Origin of the sequence: Buchnera aphidicola (Hyadaphis tataricae), from assembly GCF_005081445.1 — a bacterium.
GTDB lineage: Bacteria > Pseudomonadota > Gammaproteobacteria > Enterobacterales > Enterobacteriaceae > Buchnera > Buchnera aphidicola_AE.
In genome coordinates this window covers 128,075-145,255 of sequence record NZ_CP034873.1, presented here as the reverse complement: position 1 = coordinate 145,255, position 17,181 = coordinate 128,075, and the positions used below count along the sequence as shown (strand labels likewise).

Below are 17,181 nucleotides of genomic sequence, written 5' to 3'. Positions count from 1 at the left end.
TGTCCATAAGAAAACATTGTCAATGAAAATATCAACACGGACTAAAATCCAATAATCTTGATATAAGAAAACTTTTTAAGATCTTCTATCCAACGTTGTTTTTCTAAAAAAATTTTTTGTTTTAAAATAAGATTATATGCTTTTCTCTTTGTAACAGAATAATATTCGTCGACTTGACGTATTTTTAATAATTTAATTATATGCCAGCCAATATTTGATTGAATAGGCTTACTGATCTTATTTTTTTTTAATAATTCGATATTTTCGTAATTTTTAAAAAAGTTTTTTGAAACCCATCCCAAATTACCTTGACGATTTGATGAGTTGACATCATGAGAAAAATTTTTAACAGCATAATCGAAACTATACACACCGGATTGAATATTATTATATATACTAAAAATTATATCTTTTACTTCTAAATCACTTAAAATCAAAGAAGGCTTAATCAAACAATGTTGTACATAAAAATCGGTACGAATGTTTTCTTTATTATTGACGATATCATTGATTTTAAAAATATAAAAACCATCTTTTCCTAAAATAGGGTCTAAAATTTGATTTAATTTAACAATGTTTAAAGGTTGAGAAAAATTTTTTTGTAAGTCTATAAAACGTATCCAAAAATTTTTTTTAACAAATGCAATTTTGTTGTTTTTTTTATATTCAGGATAAGATTCTTCAATCCTCACACCTTGTTTTAAGTTATTGATGATTTTTTCTAATAACATTTTTTTGTTATTGATAATATGTAACCGATTTTTTGAAAAGGGTAAAAAAATATAACTTAAATTTATTCTTTTTAATTTTTCATTTTTATTTATGATTTTTTTAAACAAAAAATTGATTTCTTGATCTGAAACATGAACGCGTTTATGCAGCTCATAATTTTCTACTATCTTGATTTTTAATAATTTTTCAATATTATTAAGATAATTTATATAATTATGATAACCATTAATCATTAGATTTTTCTTTAATTCTTTGATACTGATATTTTGCTGTAAAGCTATATTTTGCATGACATCGTCTATTTGTTTTTTGGTAATTACGATATTCATTCTATTCGCTTGTTGTAATATCAAAGTTTCTACTATTAAATTATCAAGTATTTTTTCTTTTAATACGTTTGTTCTAAATGGAATCATAAATGTTTGATTATTTTTTTTCATCATCATAAAAACATTATCAACATCACTATTTAATATAATTTCATCATTTATAATAGCTTTAATATCATCGATTTTTAAATCTTGAGCAAACACATCAAAAATACTACTAAAATAACATATAATTATAAAAATCCAGGATTTTATCATCATTTTTCTTTTTTGATTATATATAATGTACCAAAAATCAACATTGTTTGATTATGTATATAATAAAATAACATTTTATTTTAATTTTTTAAAAGAATTTCTAATAGTTTTAAAAAAAATTTTTCTTAAGGTTGTGTTAAAAAAATATAAAGTATAAAATATACATTAAAAATTTTATAATATAAAAAAATTTTGAAAAAGAGAGTATATGGAACTGTGGTTAATAACATTATTTAGTCAATCTTTGTACTATTCACTTTTTTTAATAGGAATAGTGGCTTTTTTAGAATCTCTTGCATTAGTAGGATTATTAGTCCCTGGAATTATTTTAATGACTACATTAGGGACTTTAATCGGCGATGGAAGTATACTATTCTATCCTGCTTGGATATCGGGAACAATTGGATGTTTATTAGGAGATTGGATTTCATATTATATTGGATTTTATTGCAAAAGTTGGTTATATAAATTTAATTTTATCAAAAAACATCAATCTTTACTTGAGAAAACAAAAGCGGTACTGCATAAACATAGTACAATTACTGTTTTCGTAGGACGTTTTATTGGTCCAACTAGACCATTTATACCAATGGTTTCAGGAATGTTAAAACTTCCTTTAAAAAAATTTATTTTTCCTAGTACGATTGGATGTATCTTATGGCCTCCAGTCTATTTTTTTCCTGGTATAGTCACGGGAATAACGATAAATATACCTGAAAATTCAACAAACGATTTTTTTAAATGGTATTTATTAAGTATTTCAATACTAATATGGTTAGGTATGTGGTCAGTATCAAAATGGTGGAACATGAGAAAAAAAAACCATGAAGCTAAATTTCTTACAAAAACTAGAACTGGTTGGTTGGCACTTTATACTGTTATTTTAAGTATTATCAGTTTAATTTCTATACAATTTCATCCTTCTATGTCAATTTTTAGAAGAATATTTTTCTCTATATTATTAAGTGGATTTTGATTATCATTTTTTTTAAAAAAGATTAATGATTATGAATAATACGTAAAAAATCAATGTGTAATAATTTGGGTTTAAAAACATGTTTTTGAATATCTTGAACTTTTACCCTATATTTCTTACTGTCAATTATCAAAAATATGTCTTCTTTTTGAACATTAAGTTTTTTTTGCCAATTAAAGATTACATTATGATCTAATGTTATCAAAATAACATTTTTTTTTAATCCATACAAAACACCTGGTAATCGATTTTTCAGACGTAGTTTTCTACTAAAACTTTTTCCTTTTAAAATTCTTTTTTCTGCATTCAATATTAACATAATTTAACCTTTTTGTTAAACATTCATTATATATTTTGAGATCTTAACCAAGAAATCTCTTCTTTCCATATTGTTGGATTAGTTGTCTCTAAAATCATTGGTATGTTATAAAAATTTTTATTTTTCATGATCCATCGAAACGGTGCAGTCCCAATTGTTCCCATGCCTAAACTTTGATGACGATCAACTCTACTATTGAATTGTTTTTTAGAATCATTCAAATGTATTCCTTTTAAATATTTTAATCCTATTACATCATTAAAATGATTAAAAGTGTCCTCACAATCTTTTACCGTACGCAAGTCATATCCTGCAGAAAACAAATGACATGTATCGAGACAAACTCCAATCCTAGATTGATCATTAACATTTTTAATAATTTTAGATAAATGTTGAAAACAATATCCAACGTTAGTGCCTTGACCCGCTGTGTTTTCTATTACGGCAATAACATGTTTAGTTTTATCTAACGCTATATTAACAGATTCAGCAATTCTTTTTAAACAAATATCTTCAGTAATTTGATTTAAATGACTTCCAGGATGAAAATTAAGAAATATTAATCCAAGTTGTTCACAACGCAATACTTCATCAATAAAAGACAAGCGAGATTTTTCTAATTCAATATCAACAGGATGACCTAAATTAATTAAAAAACTACTATGAGGCAGAATTTGATAAGGATGAAAGTGATATTGCACACAATGCTGTTTGAATACTTCTATTTTTTTTTGGGTTAATTTCGGAGAAAACCATTGACGCTGATTTCTAGTAAAAAAAGAGAATGCTGTAGCTTCAATTTCAACAGCACGCAAAACTGCTTTCTCTAAACCTCCAGAAGAACTCACATGTGCGCCAATATATTTCATTGTTTTCTTTGTTTCCTTAACTTGTTGGTGGGATTGTTTATACAAGAAAACTATATACTAAAAATATTATAATACTGACAAAATGCATTTTAATCAATAAAAAATAAATTCCATATATTTATCATTTTTTTAAGAAAAATTCTCATGAGAAAAAAAATCATTACGAACGGTTGCATCTAACTTAAACAAACCTTTTAAAGAAGAAGTAATCGTACGACTATTGGCATCAGATACACCGCGTGCTTTAATACAAAAATGTTCCATTTTGACAATAATTGCAATATTGTTGGTCTCTAGCAATAATTTTAAAACAAATAATATTTGTTTTGTTAAACGTTCTTGAATTTGAGGTCTATTGCAATAAAATCGCGCAATTCTATTGATTTTAGATAATCCTATTATTTTATCTTGAGGAATATATGCAATCGTCGCTGTTCCATGCATAGTTAAAAAATGATGTTCGCACGTGCTAATTAATAATATATTTTTAATAATAATCATTTCTCTACTTTTAATTTTATTATTAATAAAAGTAATTTTAGGAAAATTTTCATAATTTAGTCCAGAAAAAATTTCATTAAGATACATTTTTGCAACACGATTTGGTGTTTGTGCTAAACTATCATTATACATATCTAAATTTAAACAATTCATAATTTTATATATATGTTTAGCTATTAATAATTCTCTTTCTTTTTCACTTATATCATTGTATCCTTTTAAAATTGGATTTTCTAAATTTTTTTCTAATAACGCATTATAAACTAGTTCAGCTACTTTACTTATTTTTTTCATTATTTTTTGCTTTTTATTATTTAAGTATGTGTTTATATTTTATTTTTGATATTTTAAAAGATATAAAAAAATGTTTATGTAATAATTCATTTGAACTTAAAATATGTTAGCTTATTATTGCATATAATTATAAAAAATATAAAATATATCTTAATGTTCTTTATGGATATAAAATGAAAAAATATAAAAATACTTTTTATGATTTAATTAATACATTAAAACAATTCTGGATCCAACAAGGATGTTTAATATTTGAACCTTTAGATATACCAATAGGCGCTGGAACTTTTCATAATATTACATTTTTAGGCACTATAGGTCCAGAACCTATAAAAGCCGCTTATATGCAATCTTGCCGTCGTCCTTCAGATGGCAGATATGCAAAAAACCCAAATCGTTTACAACAATACTATCAATTTCAAGTGATTATCAAACCACCGCCAAAAAACATTCAAAACATATACTTAAAGTCACTTAATTTACTGAATATCAATGAAAAAATCAACGATATACGCTTTGTAGAAGACAATTGGGAAAACCCTACATTAGGCGCATGGGGTGTAGGATGGGAAATTTGGTTAAATGGCATGGAAATTACTCAATTTACTTATTTTCAACAAGTAGGTGGATTAGAATGCAATCCTGTTAGTGTAGAAATAACATACGGTTTAGAAAGAATAGCTATGCATATGCAAAATAAATCTAACGTATATGATTTAATTTGGCAACGCAATAAAAACAAAATTATTACTTACGGTGATATGTTTAAAAAAAACGAAGTAGAACAATCAAAATATAATTTTCAATATGCAAATATAAATTTTTTATTTAATTTATTTAATGCATATGAATTAGAAGCAAATAATATGATGAATTTAAAAGAGCCATTATTATTAATTTCATATGAAAAAACATTGCAAGCCAATCATATTTTTAATATTTTAGATGCAAGAAAAGCTATATCTTCTAATGAGCGTCAACACTATATTTTACGCATCAGAAAATTAACTGCAAATATTGCAAAAATATATTTAAGCAAAAAAGATAAACTTAATTTTACTTTTTGTATATAAAAAAAAAAGAGGCCGTGATGACAAAGAAAACATTACTTATTGAAATTGGTACTGAAGAGCTTCCTGCCAAATCACTTTCTACAATATCTTTTAGTTTTTATAATAATTTTATTAAAAAACTAAATTTTTATAATATTTTATACAAAAAAATTGAATCTTTTTTCACTCCAAGAAGGATTGCGTTAAAGGTATTAGAAATTGATACAAGTGATAGAATATCAATAATCAACAAAAAAGGTCCATCCTTAAAAAAAGCCTATGATCAACACGGCATACCGACAGAAACAGCTAATCGTTGGGCAAAACATTGGGGTATCAATATATGTCAAGCGCATCGTTTAAAAAATACACAGGGTGAATGGCTTGTACATCAAATAAAACAGAAGCAAAAAAAAATTGACATTTTGCTTCCTAAGATGATTGAAGAATCCCTAAAAGAAATTATCATACTGAAATCTATGCGGTGGAATATTACAAACAGAACATTTGTTAGACCAATTCGAAATGTAGTCATCTTATTAGATGATAAAGTAATTGAAGGTAGGGTATTTGATATTAAATCTTGTCGATTACTTCAAAACCATCTTAGTAATAAAGAAAAAAAAATAAAAATTAATTATTCTCAAGAATATCCTTTAATTCTTTTTCAAAAAAACAAAATAATTGCAGATTATGATCTTAGAAAAAAAACAATTATTAATAATATTCATACTATATCAAAAAAAATCAATGGATTTATAAACAATGATAATTGTTTGATTAATGAAATAACTGATTTAGTGGAATCACCTACTGCTTTATTGGGTAATTTTGAAAAAACATTTCTTTGTATACCAAAAAAAATATTGATATATGTTATAGAAAAACAACAAAAATGTTTTTCGATACATAATGCTAAAAATAATCTTTTACCTTGTTTTATTTTCATCTCTAATATTCATACTCAATCATTTGAAAAAATTATTATTTCAGGATATGAAAAAGTCATGAATGCAAGATTGTCAGACGCAAATTTTTTTTTACAAAATGATAGAAAAAAACATTTAGTAAATTATCTTATTGCTTTAAAGAATATTGTGTTTCAAAAAAATTTAGGTTCGTTATACAATAAAACAATACGTCTACAAATAATAATAAGATGGATATCTCAATATATTAAGTTTGATAAAAAACATGCAGCAAGAGCAACTTTATTATCTAAATGCGATTTAGCTACTGACATGGTTTATGAATTTCCAGAACTACAAGGTATAGTTGGTATGCATTATGCATTAGAAGATCAAGAAAAAAAAGATGTTGCATTAGCTTTAGAAGAACAATATTTACCATCTTTTTCAAAAGATGAATTACCGAAAACAATTATAGGATCTGTATTATCTATCGCTGATAAAATTGATACGATATCTGGAATGTTTTTCATAAAAAATATTCCCACCGCAAATAAAGATCCATTTGCGTTACGACGTTTATCCATCGGGATACTTCGTATTATTATAAAACAACACATACCGATAGATTTAAAAGATTTAATTAAAAAAAGCTTAGCCTTACATCATAAAAAATGCCGTAATAATATTTTATATAACCAAATAATTGATTTTTTTATGATAAGATTGTTTCATTGGTATAAAGAACAGGGATATGAAAAAAAAATAGTAAAATCAGTATTGTCATCTAAATCGACTAACATAATAGACATGCACAAAAAAATACAAGATTTATCTTTGTTTTTTAAAGATAATAATGCTTCAAGAATCATGCTATCTATAAAAAGAATATCGAATATTTTAGACAAAGAAAATTATATTATTTCAAGCAATATTAATATTAAATTAATACAAGAAAAAGAAGAAATTATACTATTTAATCAAATTAAAAAATTTAGTTCTCATACATTAAATTTATTTTTAGAAAAAAAATACAAGGAAATTTTGTTACAAATCAAAATATTAGAAAAACCTATAGATATATTTTTTGAAAAAATTAAAGTGTATCACACTAATCTAAAAATAAGACAAAATAGATTAATTTTGCTAAATATACTAATGAAAATTTTATCAAAAATAACAAATTTTTCTTATTTATATTAAATATATAAAATACGTATCTTATATAAAAAAAATTATAAAGATTTTATAGTACCTTTAGGTAAAGATGACATTATAAAATCACGTTTTATAAAAACTTCTGTATTATCATTTAATTTCAGCAAAACATATCCAGTTTTTGTAATTCTGTGTATTTTGCCTAATAAACCACTTGTTGTCATAACTTCATCTCCTTTTAATAATGAATCTATTAGTTGTTTATGTTGTTTATCTTTTTTTTGTTGAGGACGAAAAAGCATAAAATAAAATACTAACAAAAACATAAATAACATAAACATTAACGAATACGAATGACTATTCGAAGATGGAAGAAATAACATGTTAATATTATGAAAAAAATTATCCATTTATATACCCTAATAATATTTTTTAAAGCGATGATGTGTGTTTATAAAAATCATCGACGAAGTGGCGAAATTTATTTAATTTGATTGATTTTCTAATATTAAACATTAAAGTTTGATAATAGTGCAAATTATGTATAGTGTTTAAACGTGCTCCTAACATTTCATTACAAGTATCTAAATGATGTAAATAAGATCGAGTATAATTTTTGCAAGTATAACAAGTGCAATATTTATCTAATGTAGATAAATCATTTTTATATTTTTTATTTCTGATTTTTACTATACCATTTTTAACGAATAAATGTCCATTTCTAGCGTTTCGAGTAGGCATAACACAGTCAAACATATCTATACCACGACTGACTGCTTCAACTAAATCTTCAGGTTTACCTACTCCCATTAAGTATCTAGGTTTATTTTTTGGCATTTTCGGACAAATATAATCTAATAATCTATATAGTTCATTTTTTGATTCGCCAACCGCTAATCCACCCAATGCATATCCATCAAAATTCATTTTAATTAATTCTTGAAGAGAAATATAACGTAAATCCGGATAAATACCTCCATGAATAATTCCGAATAATAAATTATTATTTTGATATTTATCAAAAGCAAGTCGACTTTTTTGAGCCCAAGATAAAGATCGTTCCATCGATACCTTTGTTTTTTCGAAATCATCTGTATATGCAATACATTCATCAAAAATCATAACAATATTAGAGCCTAATTCTGTTTGAATTTTCATTGATAATTCCGGAGTAAAAAAAATTTTTTGTCCATTTAAATGATTTTTGATCCATACACCTGTTTGATTTACCTTGCAAAATTTAGACAGACTAAAAACTTGAAATCCTCCAGAATCAGTAAGAATTAGACCATTCCAATTCATAAAATTATGTAGCGTCCCATGAGATTTGATAATTTTATAACCAGGACGAAAATATAAATGATATGCATTAGCTAAAAGAATTTCACTACCAGTATTTTTAATGTCTTCCACACTGAGACTTTTTACTGTTCCATAAGTACCAACTGGCATAAAAACAGGTGTTTCTATTATTTTTTTATTAACAACAAAAGCTCCATATCGAGCTTTTTCATCTTGATGGTAAATTTGAAAATGCATTATTTCTCCAAATGTTATATGATTCAATCTATGAGGAAATAACTTCATACGGAGCCATTTTGTTATATGTAATATACATTGCATCTCCGTAACTAAAAAAACGATATTTTCTTTTTATAGCTTCATGATAAGCATGCATAGTATTTTTATAACCAAGAAAAGAGGCCACTAACATAATTAAAGTCGATTTAGGAAAATGAAAATTAGTAATTAGAGCATCAACAATATTATGTTGATAACCAGGATATATAAAAATTTTAGTCTCACCTTTAAAATCTGTAATGTTTTTCCATGAAGTAGAATGATATACACTTTCTAAAGCACGCAGTGTACTGGTTCCCACTGCAATCACACGACCACCCTTTAATTTACAGGATTTAATCTTCTTAATTAATGAACTAGAAATGCTAACCACTTCAGAATGTATTATGTGTTCTTTAATATTAATTGTTCTAATAGGCTTAAAGGTTCCAGATCCTATATGTAACGTTAAATATTCTATATCTATTCCTTTTTTATTCAGTTGTTCTAACAATGGAACATCAAAATGCAAACCAGCAGTAGGAGCAGCAACGGAACCTGTTTTTTTGCTGTATACAGTTTGATATAGTTTTACATCTGATTTATTTACACATCTTTTAATGTATGGGGGCAAGGGAACGGTTCCAATATTATTAATAATATTACTAGCTGAATGTTTATTATCTTGAAATAAAATCTCAAAAAAATCGTTTTTTTGTGCAATAATAGAACTTTTAATTTGAAGATTATTTCCAAAAAAAAGATGACTACCAATTTGAATTTTTTTTGAATTTTTAAAACTGACAAGCATTTTGTCATGTTTTACTATCTTTTCAACTAAACATTCCACCTGAACTCCATTTTTTTTATATCCAATACATCTAGCAGGAATGACTTTAGTATTGTTTAAGACAATTAAATCACCAGAATGAATATCATCAATAATGTTAAAAAAACGTTTATGTGATATATTGCTTGTTTCTCCATTGACAATCATTAAGCGACAATGACTGCGTAAATAATATGGATAAAAAGATATTAGTGATTTTGGTAGATTAAAAGAAAAATCTTCAAGTTTCATAATTTATTTTTTCAGTACGCAATATTTATATAAATTGAACGTTATTTTTTATATTTTAAATGCCTTTGAATATCTTTTTTTAATTTTTGACCCGCTTTAAACCTAACTACTCTTCTAGCTTTAATCAAAACATTCTGTCCTGTTTTAGGATTTCTTCCAGGACGTTCTTTTTTGTTTTTTAATTCAAAATTTCCAAAACCAGATAATTTAACATTTTCTCCATTTTCTAAACAATTCCTCATCTCTTCAAAAAAAAACTCTACAAATTTTTTTGAATCCCGTTTAGTTAATTGAAGTTTCTCGAATAAATTTTCTGCAATTTCAGCTTTTGTAAGTACCATAAATTTATGTCCTTAGGATAACTTTGAACTTTTTATTTAATACTCCTATACAATCATTCATAATGGAATTAATTTCATTTTCTTCTAAAGTTTTTTTTATATCTTGAAAAATAAAGCTAATACTCAAACTTTTTTCATTTCTAGAAGTATCTTTAACGGAATATATATCAAAAAGATTAATTTCCACTGTTCTGTCAGAAAAAAATTTTTTACATTCATTTATTAAATCTGAAAAAAGAACATCTTTCGATATTGATATTGAAAGATCTCGACGAATAGTAGGAAATTTTGATATTTCTTGAACTTTAAATTCTTTAGAATCTACAAAAATATTCAATGACATTTCAAATAAAAATGTAGCGATCGGTACATTAAAAATTTTTTCTAAACTAGGATGTATTGCTCCAATATTACCGATAATGTTATTTTTATAATATATTGCAGCACTTTGTTTAGGATGCAATCCACATATTATTGTTGGTCTAAATTCTATGGCCTCTAAATTATACACTGATTCTAAAATAGATTCTAAGTCTCCTTTTAAATCGTAAAAGTCTACTTTTCTATTTTTGGAAAACCAGTTTTCTTTAGCATAATTTCCACTGATAACTGCGGACAAAAACATTTCTTGTGTAACGCCTAAATCACTATCTTTATTAATTGAAAAACAAAGTCCACTTTCAAAAAAGCGCATATGATTTTGTTGACGATTTTTATTATAAGAAACGTTTTTAAGTAAACCTGGCCACAAAGAAACTCGCATACATGACATATCTTTAGAAACAGGGTTAACTAATAATAATTTTTTTTTATGTGGAAAAATAATATCATGTGTTTTAGAATCAATAAATCCATAATTAATAACTTCTTGATACCCCTTATTAATTAATATGATATAAAATTTATCTAAAAGAACATTAATTTTCTCTTCTTTTTTTATTTCTTGTAATGATTCTGTTAATGGATTCAAGGGAACACTATCATATTTATATATTCTTAGTATATCACCTATTACGTCTTCTGCAATTAATATGTCAAATCTACAACTAGGCGGAATCACATCCCAGTAATTTTTTTGAAACTGTACTTGATAATCAAGATTATATAAAATATTAGAAACAAGTTCTATATCTATTGAAAAACCCATGACAGAATTTAAATGATCATAATACAATCGTATTTTATTATCATATAATAGATTACTGATCTTTTGATTATTAGAAGTCGTAATAGGACCAGATTTACCACCGCATACTTTAATAATCAGATCTGTTGCATATTCAATAGCATATTCTTGAACGGTTGGATCAATACCACAATTATAATATTCCAATATATTATTATCGAGACTTTGAGTAATATTGATATCTTTTAAAATATAACGAATTGTTTCTTGATCAATTAAAGAAGAAATCAAAAAAATATTTTTTGTATTGTTTTGTATTTCAACATCTTTAGCATTAATATTTCCAGCAATAAATAAAACTCTTTTTTTATTAGAAAATACTAAATATTTTTTATTTAAATTAATTATAGTTTGGTTAGGCAAAAATATACTATCTGTTGTGTGTGCTGATCGTACTACAACATCATCATCTATTGCATCGGCATTTAATACATTTATAGGTTGACCAAGTTCAATTAACACATAATTTAAAATATCTTTAATAACATTTTGCAATGAAATATCAGAAAGAAATAATCGTTTTTTAATCCAAAAAGGAGTGTCAATATGAATATTAACGTTTTGAATTATTCTCGCAAAACAATTAATATAATTTTTTTTAAATGCAATATTGATACTGATTTTATCATCAATTTGTACAGGAATATTAGGAGATTGTAATGACTGCATTTTTATATCATTTAAGGCTAATATATTACGTGATAATCCTAATATGCTCAAACCATCTGGACGATTAGAAGTAGTAGATGTTTTTATGATATTATCTTGCAATGATAAGTAATTATATACATCGATACCTATAGGCGCATTTTCAGAAAATTCAATAATTTGATTACTGTAAAATAGACCTAACTCAAAAAACGAACATAACATTCCTTCAGACATTATGTCTTTAAACAATTTTTTTTTAATTTCAATGTTATTAGGTAAAACAGCACCAATAACAGCAACAGCCACTTTAATACCATTACGACAATTGGTTGCGCCACATACAATATTTAATATTTTTTTTCCTATGTCTACAGTGACTACTTTTAAATTATTTGAAGAAGTATGATGAACACATTTTATTATCTGACCAACAAAAACGTTGTTAAAAATTGGCGCAAATTTGTTAACATCTTCTACTTCTATTCCACAACTTGCAATTTGATCATATAAAACATCACTCTTAATTTTTATCTTTATCCATTCACGTAACCATTGTTCACTAAATTTCATTTTTTCTCACTAATTATTGTTTAAATTGTTTTAAAAATCTTATATCATTTTCAAAAAGAGATCGAATATCAGTAATACCATAACGTAACATTGTTATTCTTTCAACGCCAATACCAAAAGCACAAGCTGCATATCTTTTAGAATCAATCTTCATATTACTTAAAATAACAGGATGTACCATGCCACATCCTAATATTTCTAATTTTTTTCCACTATGACTAATGATATCTACTTCTGCAGAAGGTGTAGTGAAAGGAAAATATGAAGGACGAAATTTAATAGATACAGTATTATTAAATAAATCATTTAAAAAACAATATATAATCCACTTTAAATTTGAAAAATTAATATTTTTTTCTACTATTAAGCCTTCAATTTGATGAAACATAGGTGTATGTGTAGGATCATAATCATTTCGATACACTTTCCCTGGAAAAATGAGTCTAATAGGCGGTTTTCTCTGTTTCATAACACGAATCTGCACACTTGAAGTTTGCGTTCTTAACAATCTATTATCATCAAACCAGAAAGTATCGTGGGTATCTCTAGCTGGATGGTTTTTAGGAATGTTTAAAGCATCAAAATTATGATATTCATCTTCTATTTCAAGACTATTAACCGATTGAAATCCTATTTTGAAAAAAAAGTTTTTTATATCATTAATTGTATGTGTTATGGGATGTACAAAACCGTTTTGTATACGACGTCCAGGAAGAGATACATCAATAGATTCGTTTTGAATACGTTGATTTAATATAATTTGTTCAAGCGTTTTATATTTTCTGTTAATTTTTAGAAAAATACTTTTTTTAATTTTATTAACAAGTACACTATTTTTTCGTTTTTCTTCAAAAGAAAGGATTTTTAAACCTTTTATGTAATTTGTTAAAATTCCCTTTTTACCTAAACATTTGATTCGAATTTGATCTAAATCTTCTATTTTTTTAGCGTTGTTTATATCTATTTCAACATTTTGAAAAAATTCATTTAAATTAAACATATTAATTACTTATTATAATGAGTTTTCTAATATTTTATATATACTAAAAAAGCTTCCATAAAGGAAGCTTGTTTTATTTTTATTTCTTAAAAAATTAAAAATATTAAAAATTGAGAATTGATACATGTGTTGTTTAAAAGAGAAGATGTCTTATTCCTTGATTCTTAATATATGAAATTATGTTATTTATAAAAACGCTTCTTGTGATTTTTTAACCAATGCGTTAAATGAATACAAATCAAATATAGCAAGATCAGACAATATTTTTCGATCAATTTGAATTGAGGCTTTTTTTAAACCAAAGATAAACTTGCTATAAGACATTTTACTTTGACGAACAGCAGCGTTAATACGAGAAATCCATAATTGACGAAATTGCCTTTTTCTTTGACGTCGATCGCGATAAGCATACTGACCTGCTTTAATTACCGCTTGGCATGCTACTCTATAAACACGGGAACGAGCACCATAATAACCCTTTGCTTGTTTCAATACTTTCTTGTGACGAGCATGAGCAATAACACCACGTTTTACACGAGCCATTTATGCTCTCCTATTCGTAAAATCTTCACGATTTTTAATGAATTTACGCATATGGTAAAAAAGATTTTACTCTACCTATATCTCCTTTAGAAACTAAAATCTTAGGACGAAAATGACGTTTTTTTGAGGTTGTTTTTTTTGTTAAAATATGACGCAAATTCGCTTGTTTACGTTTAAATTTACCAGATGCAGTTATTTTAAAACGTTTAGCTGCACTTTTTAAAGTTTTAATTTTTGACATAAAATGTTTCATTTAAATTATTAAAAAAAAACATAAACATTATGTATAAAAGTTTTATATTTTTTTACAAAAAATCAGATAAAATATTATTTTTTCTTTGGAGCTAAAATCATGATCATTTGGCGACCTTCAATTTTAGATGGAAATGACTCTACCATGGCTAATTCAGTTAAGTCATGTTTGACTCGATTGAGTACCTCAACTCCGATTTTTTGGTGAGCCATTTCACGGCCTCTAAATCTCAAGGTAATTTTTACTTTATCACCATCTTCTAAAAAACGTATTAAATTACGTAATTTAACTTGATAATCTCCTTTATCTGTTCCAGGTCGAAATTTTATTTCTTTTATTTGAATAACTTTTTGTTTCTTTTTTTGTTCTTTAGAAGATTTACTTTTTTCATACAAAAATTTTCCATAATCCATAATACGACATACCGGAGGTTCAGCATTTGGACTAATTTCTACTAAATCCAAACCTAACACTTCTGATTGTTCTAAAGCCTCACTCAAATTAACTATTCCTATTTGATCGCCTTCAACTCCTGTAAGACGTATTTTAAGAGCGCGAATTTCATTGTTAATTCGATGAGGACGTGTTAATTGAACTCGTTTTCCACCTTTAATACTTTATTCCTCCATTTGAAAGAAGTTACGAGAAAAAATTTCTTTTTGTAACTTTTTAATAAAAACATCAACATCCATCATTCCAAAATTATAACCATTTCTTTTACGAACAGAAATTTTTTTATGTTTCGTTTCTTTTTCCCCACAAATTAATATATAAGGAATGCGACGTAATGTGTGTTCACGAATTTTAAATCCTATTTTTTCATTTCTTAAATCAGATTCTGTACGAATATTAATATTAGAAAACAATGTTTTTAAATTCTCTACGTAATTTTTGTGCGCACTTGAAATACTAATTATTACAACTTGTATTGGTGACAACCATGTCGGCAGATGACCTGAAGATTCTTCAACTAATATACCAATAAATCTTTCTAAAGAACCTAATATAGCTCGATGAATAATAACTGGAACATTACGTTCATTATTTTCATTTATATAGAATGAATTCAAACGCAAGGGCAAATAAAAATCTAATTGAATCGTACCACATTGCCAGCTTCTTCCTAATGAATCTTGCAAAATAAATTCTATTTTAGGTCCATAAAAAGCGCCTTCGCCTAATTGATATTCAAATGATAAATGATTTTTTATTAACATATCAGATAAATCTTTTTCTGATTGATCCCATACAGAATCTTGCCCAATGCGTTTTTTTGGACGAGTTGAAAGTTTAACAGATATCTTTTTAAAATTAAAAGTACTGTATAAATCATATATCATTTTAATACAATCATTAATTTCAGTACGTACTTGATCTTGTGTGCAAAATATATGAGCATCATCTTGAGTAAAATTACGCACTCGCATAAGTCCATGTAAGGATCCCGAGGGTTCATTACGATGACAACTACCAAACTCAGCCATACGAATGGGCAAATCTCGATAAGATTTTAGTCTGCTATTAAAAATCTGAACATGACCTGGACAGTTCATTGGTTTAATACAATATTCGCGATGTTCTGACAATGTAGTAAAAATTGCGTTTTTATAATTATCCCAATGTCCACTCATTTTCCAGATGGATTTGTCTATCAATAACGGAGTTTTCACTTCTTTATATTTGTATATTTTTAATTTTTCTCGAACAAAATTCTGTAATTCATTGAAAACAATCCAACCGTTATGATGCCAAAAAATCATACCTGGAGATTCTTCTTGCATGTGATACATATCAAGAAATTTCCCTATTTTTCTATGATCTCTTTTTGCTAATTCGTTTAAATAATCTAAATGTTTATTTAATTCTTTCTTATTAGACCAAGCTGTGCCATAAATCCGTTGCAACATTTTATTTTGATGGTTTCCTAACCAATATACACCGCTAATTTTCTGTAACTTGAAATACTTGCAATATTTTATATTTAATACTTGTAATCCAATATCAATATCTACATAATTTTCATGATAATACAAAGAAACGTCTTTTTTATTATCGTTTCTTTGAGTTATCAAAAAAACTTTATATGTTTCAAAATTTTTTTGAAATATTTCAAGAGCTTCATTATAAGAAACAAATTTATTAATAACATCATAATGTTTTTGTACCAGGTTTTGCATCGTATCTTCTAATAATAATAAATCTTTTTCTGTGATTTTGTAATCTAAATCTATGTCACAATAAAAACCATGTTTTGAAATATTATTTTTAGAAATATTCGCAGATGGCCATATTTTTTTAATAGCATAACCGAGTACTTGTGAACAAGAACGACGAATAGCATTTAATGCTTGATCATCTAAAATAGTAATAAATTCTATAAAAGCGTCTTCTTTTATCACAGCATGCAAATTTAAAAAAGCATTGTTAACAGATATTGCTACTAGTTTTTTTATTATACTAGGATTTTTATTTTTTATGACATCTATTAATAACACTGAATGCTGATATACCTGATGACTGCCATCACAAAATTTTATTACAGGCATTCTAAAATCCTTAATGAAAATATTTTTTTATAAACAATTAAATATGTTGTATAT

Annotated in this window: 17 protein-coding genes; 3 read left to right on the top strand and 14 right to left on the bottom strand. The window is 25.8% G+C overall.

Features of this window, described 5'->3' with window-relative positions; all coding sequences use genetic code 11:
• Positions 1-41: 41 nt before the first annotated feature.
• On the bottom strand, positions 42-1,343 hold the full coding sequence (locus D9V69_RS00690) for a peptidylprolyl isomerase (RefSeq protein WP_261979653.1): 1,302 nt from the start codon (positions 1,341-1,343) through the stop codon (positions 42-44).
• Between the two features lie 184 nt (positions 1,344-1,527).
• On the opposite strand from D9V69_RS00690, the gene D9V69_RS00685 reads away from it, so the two are divergent.
• A complete protein-coding gene (locus tag D9V69_RS00685; RefSeq protein ID WP_158356427.1) occupies positions 1,528-2,295 on the top strand; it encodes a DedA family protein in 768 nt (255 codons plus the stop codon).
• Between the two features lie 22 nt (positions 2,296-2,317).
• Here the strand turns inward: D9V69_RS00685 and rplY are convergent, their stop codons facing one another.
• The 3 genes from rplY to folE form a co-directional block, all read right to left on the bottom strand.
• A complete protein-coding gene (gene rplY / locus D9V69_RS00680; protein WP_158356426.1) occupies positions 2,318-2,614 on the bottom strand; it encodes a 50S ribosomal protein L25 in 297 nt (98 codons plus the stop codon).
• A gap of 26 nt (positions 2,615-2,640) precedes the next feature.
• Positions 2,641-3,483 carry a deoxyribonuclease IV gene (gene nfo / locus D9V69_RS00675; RefSeq protein ID WP_158356425.1) on the bottom strand — a complete coding sequence of 281 codons (843 nt, stop codon included), beginning with the start codon at positions 3,481-3,483 and terminating at the stop codon, positions 2,641-2,643.
• Positions 3,484-3,612: 129 nt separating this feature from the next.
• Positions 3,613-4,278: a GTP cyclohydrolase I FolE gene (gene folE / locus D9V69_RS00670; protein ID WP_158356424.1), complete on the bottom strand. Its 666-nt coding sequence runs from the start codon at positions 4,276-4,278 to the stop codon at positions 3,613-3,615.
• A gap of 173 nt (positions 4,279-4,451) precedes the next feature.
• Here folE and glyQ point away from each other — a divergent pair, with 173 nt between their 5' ends.
• Entirely contained in the window at positions 4,452-5,351 is a 900-nt protein-coding gene (glyQ, locus tag D9V69_RS00665; RefSeq protein WP_158356423.1) for a glycine--tRNA ligase subunit alpha, read from the top strand.
• A gap of 17 nt (positions 5,352-5,368) precedes the next feature.
• The gene (glyS, locus tag D9V69_RS00660) at positions 5,369-7,441 is read left to right on the top strand and encodes a glycine--tRNA ligase subunit beta (RefSeq protein WP_158356422.1); all 2,073 of its coding nucleotides are present in this window, start codon (positions 5,369-5,371) and stop codon (positions 7,439-7,441) included.
• Positions 7,442-7,473: 32 nt separating this feature from the next.
• On the opposite strand, the gene yajC is transcribed toward glyS, so the two are convergent.
• The 10 genes from yajC to thrS form a co-directional block, all read right to left on the bottom strand.
• Positions 7,474-7,806, bottom strand: a complete 333-nt coding sequence (gene yajC / locus D9V69_RS00655) for a preprotein translocase subunit YajC (RefSeq protein ID WP_158356421.1) — start codon at positions 7,804-7,806, stop codon at positions 7,474-7,476.
• Positions 7,807-7,828: 22 nt separating this feature from the next.
• Positions 7,829-8,935, bottom strand: a complete 1,107-nt coding sequence (tgt, locus tag D9V69_RS00650) for a tRNA guanosine(34) transglycosylase Tgt (protein WP_158356420.1) — start codon at positions 8,933-8,935, stop codon at positions 7,829-7,831.
• 28 nt (positions 8,936-8,963) lie between these two features.
• Positions 8,964-10,037: a tRNA preQ1(34) S-adenosylmethionine ribosyltransferase-isomerase QueA gene (gene queA / locus D9V69_RS00645; RefSeq protein WP_158356419.1), complete on the bottom strand. Its 1,074-nt coding sequence runs from the start codon at positions 10,035-10,037 to the stop codon at positions 8,964-8,966.
• A gap of 41 nt (positions 10,038-10,078) precedes the next feature.
• Positions 10,079-10,378, bottom strand: coding sequence for an integration host factor subunit alpha (locus D9V69_RS00640; protein WP_158356418.1), 300 nt, complete (start codon positions 10,376-10,378; stop codon positions 10,079-10,081).
• Between the two features lie 4 nt (positions 10,379-10,382).
• Positions 10,383-12,785, bottom strand: coding sequence for a phenylalanine--tRNA ligase subunit beta (pheT, locus tag D9V69_RS00635; protein WP_158356417.1), 2,403 nt, complete (start codon positions 12,783-12,785; stop codon positions 10,383-10,385).
• Between the two features lie 13 nt (positions 12,786-12,798).
• Complete coding sequence (pheS, locus tag D9V69_RS00630; protein WP_158356416.1) at positions 12,799-13,785, bottom strand: phenylalanine--tRNA ligase subunit alpha; 987 nt, start codon at positions 13,783-13,785, stop codon at positions 12,799-12,801.
• 186 nt (positions 13,786-13,971) lie between these two features.
• Positions 13,972-14,328, bottom strand: coding sequence for a 50S ribosomal protein L20 (rplT, locus tag D9V69_RS00625; protein WP_158356415.1), 357 nt, complete (start codon positions 14,326-14,328; stop codon positions 13,972-13,974).
• A gap of 43 nt (positions 14,329-14,371) precedes the next feature.
• Complete coding sequence (rpmI, locus tag D9V69_RS00620) at positions 14,372-14,569, bottom strand: 50S ribosomal protein L35 (RefSeq protein WP_158356414.1); 198 nt, start codon at positions 14,567-14,569, stop codon at positions 14,372-14,374.
• Positions 14,570-14,655: 86 nt separating this feature from the next.
• Positions 14,656-15,195, bottom strand: coding sequence for a translation initiation factor IF-3 (gene infC, locus D9V69_RS00615; RefSeq protein ID WP_158356413.1), 540 nt, complete (start codon positions 15,193-15,195; stop codon positions 14,656-14,658).
• A 3-nt stretch (positions 15,196-15,198) separates the two neighbouring features.
• Positions 15,199-17,127: a threonine--tRNA ligase gene (thrS, locus tag D9V69_RS00610; protein WP_158356412.1), complete on the bottom strand. Its 1,929-nt coding sequence runs from the start codon at positions 17,125-17,127 to the stop codon at positions 15,199-15,201.
• Between the last annotated feature and the right edge of the window lie 54 nt (positions 17,128-17,181).

Coding starts and splice junctions, on each gene's coding strand:
- D9V69_RS00685 (WP_158356427.1), top strand. CDS start 1,528: ATGGAACTGTGGTTAATAACATTATTTAGTCAATCTTTGTACTATTCA.
- rplY (WP_158356426.1), bottom strand. CDS start 2,614: ATGTTAATATTGAATGCAGAAAAAAGAATTTTAAAAGGAAAAAGTTTT.
- nfo (WP_158356425.1), bottom strand. CDS start 3,483: ATGAAATATATTGGCGCACATGTGAGTTCTTCTGGAGGTTTAGAGAAA.
- folE (WP_158356424.1), bottom strand. CDS start 4,278: ATGAAAAAAATAAGTAAAGTAGCTGAACTAGTTTATAATGCGTTATTA.
- glyQ (WP_158356423.1), top strand. CDS start 4,452: ATGAAAAAATATAAAAATACTTTTTATGATTTAATTAATACATTAAAA.
- glyS (WP_158356422.1), top strand. CDS start 5,369: ATGACAAAGAAAACATTACTTATTGAAATTGGTACTGAAGAGCTTCCT.
- yajC (WP_158356421.1), bottom strand. CDS start 7,806: ATGGATAATTTTTTTCATAATATTAACATGTTATTTCTTCCATCTTCG.
- tgt (WP_158356420.1), bottom strand. CDS start 8,935: ATGCATTTTCAAATTTACCATCAAGATGAAAAAGCTCGATATGGAGCT.
- queA (WP_158356419.1), bottom strand. CDS start 10,037: ATGAAACTTGAAGATTTTTCTTTTAATCTACCAAAATCACTAATATCT.
- D9V69_RS00640 (WP_158356418.1), bottom strand. CDS start 10,378: ATGGTACTTACAAAAGCTGAAATTGCAGAAAATTTATTCGAGAAACTT.
- pheT (WP_158356417.1), bottom strand. CDS start 12,785: ATGAAATTTAGTGAACAATGGTTACGTGAATGGATAAAGATAAAAATT.
- pheS (WP_158356416.1), bottom strand. CDS start 13,785: ATGTTTAATTTAAATGAATTTTTTCAAAATGTTGAAATAGATATAAAC.
- rplT (WP_158356415.1), bottom strand. CDS start 14,328: ATGGCTCGTGTAAAACGTGGTGTTATTGCTCATGCTCGTCACAAGAAA.
- rpmI (WP_158356414.1), bottom strand. CDS start 14,569: ATGTCAAAAATTAAAACTTTAAAAAGTGCAGCTAAACGTTTTAAAATA.
- thrS (WP_158356412.1), bottom strand. CDS start 17,127: ATGCCTGTAATAAAATTTTGTGATGGCAGTCATCAGGTATATCAGCAT.